The sequence below is a fragment of the Acetobacter cibinongensis genome, from assembly GCF_000963925.1.
In the GTDB taxonomy this organism is placed as follows: Bacteria; Pseudomonadota; Alphaproteobacteria; order Acetobacterales; family Acetobacteraceae; genus Acetobacter; species Acetobacter cibinongensis.
This window is the reverse complement of record NZ_BAMV01000030.1, coordinates 1-11,497: the sequence shown is the minus strand read 5'-3', so window position 1 is coordinate 11,497 and position 11,497 is coordinate 1. Positions and strand designations below refer to the sequence as shown.

Sequence of the window (11,497 nt, the reverse complement as noted above, 5' to 3'; positions counted from 1 at the left end):
GGCAACACGGGTTCGAATCCCGTACGGGATACCAATCTTTTCAATGACTTAGCGTTGTGGTCCCGGAATGATTGACTGCTTTTGGGCCCACCTCGGGCCCATCGCCTAAAAAGACGATAAGCACATGGTCCCAATGGGCCCATGAATAGGCTATGCTGGGCCCAAGCGACGCTCACCATGAAAGACCAAATCTCTTCTGCTAAAATTGACCCCGCAACGGGCCGCCCCTTCCCCGCAGGCGTGGAGTATCGCGGCAAGGGCCAGTATCGGGCCCGCAAGCGCATCAGGGGCGGCGAGCGGATCCATCAAAGCTTCTCCACCGCCAAACTCGCCCGCCGCTGGCTGGACACGACGTCCACCAAACTGGAACTCGGACAGTTTGAAGACGCGCGACCACTAGAACGCCAGACCGTCCATGAACTGGTTGACCGCTATGTGCATGAGGTAATGCAGGCACGGGACAATGATCGTAAAGGTCACATCCCCTCCGTTCTGCAGGACGAGATCGCACAACTGCCATTGGTCGATCTGACACCAACTGCAGTCCGTAGCTTCCGGGACCGACTGGCTGAGAAATACAGTGCCGCCACAGTCGTCAAACGACTCAACCTGCTTGCTGCGATCTGCCAGCACGCCATAGCAGAGTGGGACCTACCTTTCTCAAAAAACCCGGCCGCCGCAACGGCAGTGAAACGGCCCGCTGACGCAGACAAGATGCGCAACCGTCGCCTCATTGGTGATGAATACGACCGCCTGCTGGAAGCCATGGCAACATCGCCCTGGCCAGATGACCTAATTTTCGTCCAATTTGCCATTGAACAAGGTACCCGACGTGAAGAAGCGTTGGCGCGACATCGACTTCAATCGTCACGCTTTGTCTTTTGGGAAAACGAAGACCATGCATCGCGCCGTCGAACGTGGCCCAGAAATCCGACCACTGACACCCGGGGCAGTTCAGCGGCTCATTTGGGGGCCGTGTTGGAAGGCCGTTCTGATGAGGGTGTTGCGATGCGGGCGAGAAAGAAGGATAGATACTGCACTGTGCGCAGACGCCCTGCACCTCCATCACCCGGTGCCTGACTTGGAATCCAAGGGTCTCGGCTGCGCTGTCGATCCGCTGACAGGATGACGTTGTTTCCACCGCCTGCGCGGCGCCACATCGGTCGCAGATACAGTAGACGAGGCGCGACGGATCACTTGTCCGTATCCGCATGAAGGCATTTCGACTTTCGAGCCGTCCAACGAGCCCGTTGGCGATGAGCTTTTTTTAAGGCCCGATAAATTGTAGGCGGGACAAAGCGGCGGTGGTCCGGACGACTGACACACCGGAGGATATCGTAAGCCGATAACGGGGTGTCTGTTTCCGTCAGCGCGTCGAGTACGTCACTCAGTGAAGATATGCTTTTACTATTCCGAGTATTGGAAACATGACGGATGCGGGAAGGCTGTTTGACACGGCCTTTCATGGGGAGACTGTATCGATCATGAGGATCGGCCCCAGCTTTTCGCCGTTTGGGACATTGGTCGGGAGACGATGGAGGCAGCCAGGCTGGCCTTCAGCTGAAGCCCCTGATGAATGCAACAGCGAAAGGCGACAGGGCGCGGACGATGCCGTTCTTCGGGTCCTGATTACTGCACCATTCCGCCCCGGTGCGCCCATAGGCGCAGATCAGCCTAAGGATATCAGGAGGAAACTCGAATATTGCATCACTACTGGGGGACGCCATCAGCCGGATGTGCTGTCTGACGCCGCCCGTCAAAGCACCGAATAGAGAGGACAGATCCCTGACATCCGTCAGAATGACAGGAGGCCAATCCTGAAGCACTGTTGGGGCTGCAAGGGACTTCGCGATCTCTGATGGCTTGCCGGAGAGAATGAGGGAAGATGGGGAACCCGACCAATCCTTGAGGTGCGTCTCCCATACCGCGGGAACTCTACGTCCCCATACGACCATATCGATGTCCGGCCTTTGCAACTCCATCACGACTGCCGCATGGGCACACGCGACAACGTGCGGTGCTGGACAGCCCAGAGCGCCCTCTTGCGGCGTGTCGATTTTTGGCGCGGGCCAGCTTTCCATGAACAGCATCGCACCGGGACGCCCCCGATGGTTACGGAATGGAGCTTCTAGTTTCGGTGAGGAGAAACGTGAAATTTCCGCCGTAGACCGGGGCTGTGTGGAAAAAGGCATGGCTCCGGAGCTTGACGAATGATGAGTGAGGCTCTTAGCGTTATAGTATAACATAACATAGTCAATACCGGAACGAGGACTGAATGAACACACTGACTGAAACGCCCCGGAAAATCCGGCCACGCCCGACACGAGCTCAGGCGGAAGAAGCCGTGCGGACCCTGCTCGCCTGGGCTGGCGATGATCCCGATCGTGAGGGGCTGGTCGGCACGCCCGATCGTGTGGTGCGGGCCTATGAGGAGTTTTTCGAGGGGTACCAGGATGATCCGGTTGCTCTTCTGGAGCGCACCTTCGCAGAGACCGGAAACTACAATGAAATGGTGGTACTGCGCGATATCCGGCTGGAATCCCATTGTGAACATCACGTCATTCCGCTGATTGGTAAGGCGCATGTGGCCTATCTGCCCGACAGGCGGGTGGTCGGCATCAGCAAGCTGGCGCGTCTTGTAGACGTCTTCGCCCATCGCCTTCAGATTCAGGAAAAACTGACAGCCCAGATCGCCGACACGATCCAGAGCGTCCTTCAGCCACGCGGCGTCGCGGTCGTGATCGACGCGGCGCACCAGTGCATGACCACGCGTGGCGTACACAAGCCGGGCGTGAGCATGGTTACCAGCCGCCTGCTGGGCGAGTTCGAGACGTCGGAACCATTGCGTCGCCAGTTCTTCGCTATGGCGGGAATAGGAGGCGTATGATGGGCGAAACTCTACCTTCTGCATCAACAGAGTTCCGACCTCGTGTCTCTATCGAGCAGGTCGAGGAAGGAACCGATCTTGCTCCGCGTTTTGACGTCAGGGGACTGCTGACCGTGGTCACAACAGACGCGGAGAGCGGAGATGTTTTGATGGTCGGCGTCATGAACGCCGAGGCGCTCGCCCGTACCATCGAAACCCGAGAAGCGCATTACTGGAGCCGAAGCCGGCAGTGCCTCTGGCGGAAAGGGGCCACGAGCGGTCTGATCCAGCATGTCATCGAAATGCGGATCGACGACGATCAGGACGCGCTATGGTTGCGGGTGCGGACCGCAGGCGCAGGAGCGAACTGCCATGTGGGGTATCGAAGCTGTTTCTATCGGCGTGTCGATCTCCCTGCTGATGAAGTTGTTTCGGCGTCATCGGCTGAACTCGTCTTTTGCGAAACGTACAAAACCTTTGATCCGGTCGCCGTCTATGGCGACGTCCCGAACCCGACACAGCTTTGAAGGAAACACACCCATGGACAATAAACTCCCCGTCACCGTGCTGTCCGGCTTTCTGGGCGCGGGCAAGACGACCCTCCTCAATCATGTGCTGAATAACCGTCAGGGCTATAAGGTCGCGGTAATTGTAAATGACATGAGCGAGGTCAATATCGACGCCGATCTGGTGCGCGAGGGCGGCAGCAATCTGTCGCGCACCGATGAAAAGCTGGTCGAGATGACCAATGGCTGCATCTGCTGCACCCTGCGCGATGATCTTTTGCAGGAAGTACGGCGGCTCGCAGAGGAAGGGAAATTCGATTATCTGCTCATTGAATCCACGGGCATCGCAGAGCCGCTACCAGTCGCTGCGACGTTTGAGTTTCGTGATGAGAATGACGTCAGCCTGAGCGATATCGCACGGCTTGATACGATGGTGACAGTCGTGGACGCGGTCAACCTCCTGCGCGACTATTCCTCCAGCGACTTCCTGAAGGATCGAGGCGAAACAGCCGGGGAAGACGACGAGCGCGCACTGGTCGATCTGCTTGTCCAGCAGATCGAGTTTGCCGATGTCGTGGTCATCAACAAAGTCTCTACCGGCACGCCGGATCAGGTGGACGCGGCGCGGAAGATCATTCGCGCACTGAATGCGGACGCCGACATTATTGAGACCGATATGGGACGGCTTCCTGTTGAACGGATCCTGAATACTGGTCGCTTCGATTACGACAAGGCGCACCAGCATCCGTTGTGGTTCAAGGAACTTTACGGGTTTGCCAATCATGTTCCTGAAACGGACGAATATGGCATCCGCAATTTCGTCTACCGGGCGCGGCGTCCGTTCGAGCCCGCAAAATTCCAAGCTTTTCTTGACCGGGACTGGCCGGGTGTCGTGCGCGCCAAAGGTCATTTCTGGTTGGCCACGCGCCCGGACTGGGTAGGAGAAATGAGTCAAGCCGGAGCCCTTGTGCGGAGCGAAGCAATGGGGTTGTGGTGGGCCGCGATTCCGAAAAACCAATGGCCGGACAGCGATCAGTGGCGGGATTTCGTTCTGGGGAACTGGGATGCCGTCTATGGCGACCGACGGCAAGAAATCGTCTTCATCGGCACGGCGGAGATGGATGAAGCAGGACTGCGCCGGAACCTTGATGCCTGTCTTGTGCCGGATCTCGGAGATACTCCTTTCGAGCCTTCACGCTACGCACGCCTCCCCGATCCCTTTCCGGTCTGGCGCCGTCAGTCAGAAAGTCTTGAACCGGCCTGATCGCGCAATCACACGTCATTCCTGAGGACTCTATTTCCATGAAAACCCGAGCTGGTATTACGTGGGAATGCAGATTATCTCCCAGGAGACGCAGCCCAAAAATAGCTCGGAATTTCTTCGTGAAATTCCGATTGCTTAATACAAAAGCTACGTGTTGTTTCTTGTAGTGCCGAAATGTGCGTGTCCGGAAGCCGAGGGCCACCAGAGGTTTACAAAGATCGATCATATGCCTCGAAATCAGATGTACGTAGGCAATACACATTTGCAACATCGTCAAAAATGCCGTTTGGGAGGGGCAACAAGAACTTCCTGTGACGCCTGCCAGAAATTCAACCAGCCATGATCCGCCAGCAAAAAGCTGACCGTAATGCTGACCCTGTCCGTTCTCTTGCTCCGGTAACTGACAACACGCCCCAGCACAGCGCCCAACCGTTATATTTTCAGTCGTCCACCGCGCAGCAGCCGTCATGTCCTGACTATGCGAATTGGACCTCAAGCAGTATTCTAAGCTCTTGACGTCCTTCTGGAGTTTCCATGCGCTTTCTTTCTGCGAACGAGACACGACAAGTTCTTCCTTTCCAGCCGCTGATTGCAGCATTGAGGACGGCCATTGAGGAATATCGGGACCAAGTCATCATCTGTCCGGAACGTCTTGTGGTGCCGTCTACCGACCGAACCGGGACAGTGCTGTCGATGGTGGCCTGCGGGCCGGACGTTATCACCCACAAGTTGTTGAGCATTTTCCCAGGAAATACAGCTTTGCCGACGCTACAGGGACAGGTTACCTGTCTCGACGGTAGAGACGGACGTTTTCTATTCGCTATGGACGGCATTACCGCAACCGAGCGACGCACGGCTGCAATTTCAATGCTCGGCCTCTCATGTTTTCGTCCAACGTGCCTTGAGCATGTTCTGCTTATTGGGACGGGCGCACAGGCGCGTGTCCATCTTGAAGCACTGAATGAGCTTTATCCAGGCCTTTCCGTCACGATACGAGGCAGGAACGCAGAGCATGTCCAGTCACTAATTGACAGCCGCTATCACGCCCTCTGCGTAAGAGCCGAGAGTAATTCGCCAGACCACTATGATGCCGTCATTTCTGTCACTAGCAGTCGAGAAATCCTGTTTAATCAAGAGGCTTCGCCGGACACACTGGTCATTGGTGTCGGGGCATACCGCCCGGATATGATCGAAATAGGCCCCAAGATTGTCCTGAATAGTCTCTGCATCGTCGATGATCCCATTGGCGCTCCCCATGAGGCAGGAGATATTCTGCAGGCCGGAAAAAATTGGTCAGACGTCTGTGCTCTTGCAGATTTTCTCCTGAAAAGACCCGCTCAAAGCCAGCCGGTGTTTTTTAAAAGTGTCGGGTGTGCCGCGTGGGATCTGGCCGCTTGCCGACTTGCGATGCAATCCCTGACATAGTCCACGTAGCAGATTTTAATATTATCTTGGTTGTAAAACCAGGATATGTCGTCAGTTATGTTGCAAGGTTTGAATGAGCTTGTACTCCTACCTGATCTCTGATGTTTTCTCCCTGTTTTTTGGAGAAAGTGTGAATGGGACGGGTATGGTGTTAGCGATGGTCAGTGGATAAACGACCTTCTTACGGGTCGCGAAGGTCAGGTCAGTGGGAAGGCTGGGTCGCTGGTGTGAAAACGGTGTAATTGAACGGATTTTGCGACATCTGGCTGCTGAGCATGACAACGAATACATGATGCTCGAAAGCACGATTGTCCGTGCTCACCAGCATAGTGCGGGCGTCGGTAAAAAAGGGCGCGGATCAGGCCATCGGACGGTCTCGTGGCAAACTGACCACAAAAACCCATGCTATTGTCGATGTTGCGGGAAAAGCTATGGCTCTTTCTCTGACACTTGGGCTACAGGCAGACATCATTGAAGCAGAGTCATTGCTTAATGAAATCGATCCCAAGGCCTTCATCGCCGACAAGGCTTACGACGCCGCTCCCCTCATTGAAAAGCTTGAAGATAAGGGAAACACATAGGTTATCCCTTCAAAGAAAACCCAACGCGTTCCCCCGGGAAATCCTTTTCTCGCTCTATATAAAACGAAATACCATTAAACACTTCTTCGCCAAACTGAAAAAGTTCAGAGGCATTGCAACACGCTGCGATAAGCTGAAATCACCCCTCCTCACAGGAGTGCAACTTATTTCCCGCTATCATTGAAATCAACTAACGACACGCCATAGGCATTATGATAGCTCAAGAAAAATCAATTTTAAAACGTCAATTAATTAATTTTTTATACCTTATGATATGCTCTTGATATAAATATAACTTATCTCATGACTTGACTTTACTTAGGCCAACATTCTAAAGAACAAACACATTCCCTATCCTCCAAAACTATTCCCACGTTTTTGTAAGGCTCTCAATGTCAGTCCGTACGCGCTTTTCTCAGCAAACGCTTGACCAGCTCTTTGCTGCCATACTCGTCGACGATGTTATTGATGAACACATTGAACTACCCGCATATCTTCCAACAAAATTTTCGTCTGAACAGCTCTTACGATGTTTAAATCTTTGCCAACAACTTTGGCTTGATGGCGTCTCAAACACACAATTGCGTCACCTTACAAAAAAAATCATTACAAATAAAGATCTTAATTCAGAAGAAAGAATTTTATATAAATATATAAGAGCAAAATACAAACATATGGGGTTTGCATTTATACTGTACACCGCTTCTCATAAAAGACCCCTTCTTTTCGAAGCGACGTCCACTTTAATGGGTGAAGCACAAGACGCATTCCGAAATCAGATAAAAAATAAGACTCTATATAATGGGATCATTTTAAATGCCATTACGGCTTGGCCCCTTTCTCAATTTACTCGAGAACATGTGAAAAACGCACAGCTTGATACTCAAAAATTCATACACCACTTCAGAAACGATGGAAAACGTATTCCTGAATTTTTGGCTCTACAATCTGTGACACCAGCTCAATTCCATGGATTGCGCAAAATTATCAGTCGGCATGTCTCGTTTTTTGATACCTTACGGACCCTCTATCCTGATGAAATCTACTATAAAATGTCTCGTTTTTTGAGTGCTATCAATGGTATGATGGGAAATTTTCACGATGAATTAGTGCAAAAAAGTTTACTAAAGCAACTTAACTACCGCCAAGACCGTATTGCAATACCACAACACATTACTGATCTCCTCGAAAAATTCACTTTTTTATACGAAAAAAATAAATGAGAATTTTTTCCCAACAACTCACGAAGCGGTTTTTATTAATTTTTACCTTGTTATTATTAAATTTTCTTTCTTATAACATTATGGCACACGGCGTGGAATCTGCAACCATAGCAGCATGCCGCTGGGATTGCGCATGGTATGTGGGAATCGCTAAAAATGGTTATTCTGAGAGTGCTATAACTGAAGGAGTAAACAGGCTCGGCCAGGCCAATTGGGCTTTCTTCCCAGCCTATCCCATTTTAGTTAGAATTATCTCGACTACAAGCAATTTTAATTATCATGTAAGTGGCTTAATTCTAAATTATGCTATTTGGCCGTTAATAGTATTTTTATGCTTAAAAACTTAACACTTAAAAGCCTGCAAATCAAAAAAACGTGGTTTATCGCTTTATTTACATTATACCCTTTTAATATATGGTATTTTTCACAATACTCTGAACCTTTATATGGTGTTCTATTACTTTCTTCGATTGTTTTTTTGAGGGAAAATAAGTTAATTTTTTCTGCTCTGGCGCGCTGTGGAATGTCTTTGACACGCCCAACAGGTTTCGTTATGGCAATCGGTCTGGCTTTATGGTGGCTATGTTATAACAAAAACAAAAATTCTATTCAGGATAGTTTACTGTTGGTCGTCTCAGGTGGCCTTGGTCTTTCTTTTTTTGTACTTTACCTTTCAGGAAAAGTGGGAGATGGATTTGCTTTCTCTCATGTGCAAATTGCATGGGGGCGAGAATTAAAGCCATTTCCGCTTCATATTCTTGATAATCTACACGAACATCAGCATCTTACTGCAACTTACATTTCTTTAATTGCTATTATTACAATCTGTGCAATGATAAATTATGGCTGGCGATTGGAGGGATTTTTAATAGCTCTGACCTTTCTACTCGCGTGCTCTACTGGCGTAAAGTCAATAGGCAGACTCGTTTTTGCTAACCCGTTGGTAATAGAGTTCCTCATCTATTTTGCCTTAAGCGTAAGGAAAAGCTATCGCTATCTATTGCTTTTTATTTTTGCTTGTTTACATATTACATTAATATATTTTTGGATACATGGACTAAAGACACTGGCCTGATATATCATGAAGAAAAACATTATAATATTTCTTATGCTGATATTTGATCTGTATGCTTTTATGCAAGGCAAGACATATCATGTTTCGAAAGTTTATAACGATTTCTATATCAAACATACCATTTCAGTTGACCAGTATGTTGCGTCTGTAAAAACAGAACAAAACAACAATATATATTTATCCGTGCAACCGGATCCAAAAGAAAAAAATTGACCACGATAAACTTTTTTTGCCCTAAAAAAATTTTTTCCACTGTTGAGGAGTTCTTTTATGACCACGGAAACTTGGAGCATTGTGATTCCTTATTACAATGAAAAGGAATATCTAGAAGCTACTCTTGCTTGTATCGCGCATCAAATCCAAAAACCTGATCAGGTTATTTTGATTAACAATGCTTCTTCAGACTCATCCGAAAAAATCGCACATAAATTCAAGGAAAAGTATGATAATTTCTTCGATGTTATTTTACTCAATGAAGACAAACTAGGAAAAATATTCGCACTAATGACGGCTTCGAAATGTGTTAAAACCTCCTATTTTGCCGTTTGGGATGCTGACACACACTACCCTCCTAATTATTTAAAAAAGGCAAGTGAGGCTTATTCTAAAAAAACAAAAAAACCTGTAGCTGTTATGGCTACCAGCCTTAAAAACTCGTCAATTTCATTGAAAAATATTATCCGCATTTTAAAAATACAAATTCTATCGCGCATTTATACTTCCGAGTGTCACGCTGGTGGATATGCAGAAACTTTCAATACTGAACTATACAAAAAAGTTGGCGGCTTTGATAATCAGATATGGCCTTATATGTTTGAAGACCATGAAATTGTTCAAAGATTATTAAAAATCGGCGATATAGTCTATCCTTTAGGTTTGTGGTGTATTGTCTCTAGCCGTCGTTGCGATCGCAGTAAAATTACATGGACCAAAACAGAAAAGCTGATTTACCGTTATACGCCTTTTTTGCTAAAAGATTGGTTTTTTTATTCTTTCCTTGCCCCTCGCTTTGAAAAAAGGGGACTTAATATCATTGAATTACGAAAGCAACCATGGAAAGAAAATAATTAATCTTTATTTCTTTTTACTAAAATATTTTTTATGTGTTGTACTATGCGCCCACTTGCTTCGTCGAAACTCTTAAGGCTATATTTTTGTGAAACAAAGTCCCGCGCTTTTTTCCCATAACGCGTTACTGTATCTGGTTCATCAAAAAATTTTTCCAATGCATGCGCAATACTATATTTTAGATCACCAGTTACTAGAAACCCAGTTTCTTTATCAATCACACTATAAGCCAACTCACCAACTGGCGTTGCCACAACAGGGAGGCTTGCTGCCATAGCCTCGTGCGCAGCAAGACACATCCCTTCAAATGTTGACGGTTGAATATAGATATCTAATGTTTCTAAAAATTCTTCTGGTCGTTCATTGTACCCGAGTAAATAAATAGAATTTTCTAATTTATAATAAATTATTTTTTGATTAAGCATTTCCATTAATGGACCGCGTCCAGCAATAGATAACGTAAAACGTTTTTTTAAATCAGGCCTATTTTTAAGAAGCACGTCAATCGCTTCTACTAAAACTGCATAATTTTTTTGCTCTCGTAATCGCCCCATGCTACCGATACGTAAGACACGCTTACCATCCCAAAAGTTAGTTTTATTGTCCTGCATATCGCAATAATATAACGGCCAAGAAAGAATATCTTTTTTTGAAATTCTCATTGTTTCGTGCAAAAATAACTCTACGATAGCTGAGTCTGCTACCCAAAGCTGAGAAAGTTTTCGAAAAAATTGGGTATAAATTCTTACCTTAGCACTATGTTTCCAGCTTACTACAGGAATATGTGCTAATTTTCCGACTAGTTGCCCGACCATTGTAGCACCACTAAGAGATGTCCATATAACATCTGGTGGGTCAGATTTAACACGCTTCAAATATGCTCTTGTATATATGAAAACATTTTTCCTGCTATAAAACATCACCTCGTACGGAATACCAGCCTCCTCTAATTTTGGGGCAGCTTTCATATCTCGTGGTTCACAAGCTATAACTCTTACTTCGCACCCATGTCGCTGCAAACTCTGCACGATGGACGGAATAGCAAATTCAGCTCCCCCATTTTCTAAGCTTGTTACGAGATAATCAATTTTCATATTCTATACATGCCCTTCATAAGGAAAATTTTCTATTTATCTCTAGCCAAAAACAGTAAGATGGTCCTCGCTGCTAGTTAGGCGCGAAACCATCTTCCATGCACTCATGAGTCTTTGCATACATAAATCTGCGGGTAAGGACCGTTGCTAAAACTCGTTCCAAAATTTGTTTGCATGTTAAATTTCCAAGTGAAACTCACGAGCCACATTGAAAACCACCGCTTTCTTTTAACATCTTTGTTCCATTTGTGTCAGTATTTTTACAAAACTTATTTTTGGATGTAGCTGTGCCAAACCAGAGCGTTTTCTCTTTCTGAGGAAAGCAACTTCCCCATAGCAGTCTGTTAAGATGGAGGGATCGAAGGCGGATTCAACCGGTCGTCGCAACACCTTAA

General features: G+C 47.6%; 11 protein-coding genes. 9 read left to right on the top strand and 2 right to left on the bottom strand.

All coding sequences use genetic code 11. The features are described from left to right. The first annotated feature begins 177 nt into the window (after positions 1-177). On the top strand, positions 178-1,080 hold the full coding sequence (locus tag Abci_RS12745) for a site-specific integrase (protein ID WP_244877687.1): 903 nt from the start codon (positions 178-180) through the stop codon (positions 1,078-1,080). Positions 1,081-1,556: 476 nt separating this feature from the next. Here the strand turns inward: Abci_RS12745 and Abci_RS12740 are convergent, their stop codons facing one another. Then, positions 1,557-2,090, bottom strand: a complete 534-nt coding sequence (locus tag Abci_RS12740) for a DUF1826 domain-containing protein (RefSeq protein ID WP_048839564.1) — start codon at positions 2,088-2,090, stop codon at positions 1,557-1,559. A 185-nt stretch (positions 2,091-2,275) separates the two neighbouring features. On the opposite strand from Abci_RS12740, the gene folE reads away from it, so the two are divergent. The 8 genes from folE (at position 2,276) to Abci_RS12700 (ending at position 10,011) form a co-directional block, all read left to right on the top strand. Continuing rightward, positions 2,276-2,887: a GTP cyclohydrolase I FolE gene (gene folE / locus Abci_RS12735; RefSeq protein ID WP_048839563.1), complete on the top strand. Its 612-nt coding sequence runs from the start codon at positions 2,276-2,278 to the stop codon at positions 2,885-2,887. Then, positions 2,884-3,393, top strand: coding sequence for a phosphoribosyl-AMP cyclohydrolase (gene hisI, locus Abci_RS12730; protein ID WP_048839562.1), 510 nt, complete (start codon positions 2,884-2,886; stop codon positions 3,391-3,393). The genes folE and hisI overlap by 4 nt, the downstream gene beginning before the upstream one ends. A gap of 13 nt (positions 3,394-3,406) precedes the next feature. Next, the gene (zigA, locus tag Abci_RS12725; RefSeq protein ID WP_048839561.1) at positions 3,407-4,636 is read left to right on the top strand and encodes a zinc metallochaperone GTPase ZigA; all 1,230 of its coding nucleotides are present in this window, start codon (positions 3,407-3,409) and stop codon (positions 4,634-4,636) included. Positions 4,637-5,170: 534 nt separating this feature from the next. Continuing rightward, positions 5,171-6,061 carry a delta(1)-pyrroline-2-carboxylate reductase family protein gene (locus tag Abci_RS12720; RefSeq protein WP_048839560.1) on the top strand — a complete coding sequence of 297 codons (891 nt, stop codon included), beginning with the start codon at positions 5,171-5,173 and terminating at the stop codon, positions 6,059-6,061. Positions 6,062-6,375: 314 nt separating this feature from the next. Then, positions 6,376-6,642 (top strand): transposase, encoded by a 267-nt coding sequence (locus tag Abci_RS14385; RefSeq protein WP_371861361.1) that lies wholly within the window; start codon positions 6,376-6,378, stop codon positions 6,640-6,642. Positions 6,643-7,034: 392 nt separating this feature from the next. After that, positions 7,035-7,865: a hypothetical protein gene (locus Abci_RS12710; RefSeq protein WP_048839559.1), complete on the top strand. Its 831-nt coding sequence runs from the start codon at positions 7,035-7,037 to the stop codon at positions 7,863-7,865. Positions 7,866-8,196: 331 nt separating this feature from the next. Next, complete coding sequence (locus tag Abci_RS12705; protein ID WP_146806710.1) at positions 8,197-8,940, top strand: hypothetical protein; 744 nt, start codon at positions 8,197-8,199, stop codon at positions 8,938-8,940. Positions 8,941-9,210: 270 nt separating this feature from the next. Beyond that, the gene (locus Abci_RS12700; RefSeq protein WP_048839557.1) at positions 9,211-10,011 is read left to right on the top strand and encodes a glycosyltransferase family 2 protein; all 801 of its coding nucleotides are present in this window, start codon (positions 9,211-9,213) and stop codon (positions 10,009-10,011) included. Here the strand turns inward: Abci_RS12700 and Abci_RS12695 are convergent. Further along, positions 10,008-11,102: a glycosyltransferase family 4 protein gene (locus tag Abci_RS12695; protein ID WP_048839556.1), complete on the bottom strand. Its 1,095-nt coding sequence runs from the start codon at positions 11,100-11,102 to the stop codon at positions 10,008-10,010. The genes Abci_RS12700 and Abci_RS12695 overlap by 4 nt on opposite strands. Positions 11,103-11,497 lie beyond the last annotated feature (395 nt).

Bases quoted from the DNA above. Each gene is read 5' to 3' on its own strand.
- folE (WP_048839563.1), top strand. From the start codon at position 2,276: ATGAACACACTGACTGAAACGCCCCGGAAAATCCGGCCACGCCCGACA.
- Abci_RS12720 (WP_048839560.1), top strand. From the start codon at position 5,171: ATGCGCTTTCTTTCTGCGAACGAGACACGACAAGTTCTTCCTTTCCAG.
- Abci_RS12745 (WP_244877687.1), top strand. From the start codon at position 178: ATGAAAGACCAAATCTCTTCTGCTAAAATTGACCCCGCAACGGGCCGC.
- Abci_RS12695 (WP_048839556.1), bottom strand. From the start codon at position 11,102: ATGAAAATTGATTATCTCGTAACAAGCTTAGAAAATGGGGGAGCTGAA.
- Abci_RS12700 (WP_048839557.1), top strand. From the start codon at position 9,211: ATGACCACGGAAACTTGGAGCATTGTGATTCCTTATTACAATGAAAAG.
- hisI (WP_048839562.1), top strand. From the start codon at position 2,884: ATGATGGGCGAAACTCTACCTTCTGCATCAACAGAGTTCCGACCTCGT.
- Abci_RS12740 (WP_048839564.1), bottom strand. From the start codon at position 2,090: ATGCTGTTCATGGAAAGCTGGCCCGCGCCAAAAATCGACACGCCGCAA.
- Abci_RS12705 (WP_146806710.1), top strand. From the start codon at position 8,197: ATGCTTAAAAACTTAACACTTAAAAGCCTGCAAATCAAAAAAACGTGG.
- zigA (WP_048839561.1), top strand. From the start codon at position 3,407: ATGGACAATAAACTCCCCGTCACCGTGCTGTCCGGCTTTCTGGGCGCG.
- Abci_RS12710 (WP_048839559.1), top strand. From the start codon at position 7,035: ATGTCAGTCCGTACGCGCTTTTCTCAGCAAACGCTTGACCAGCTCTTT.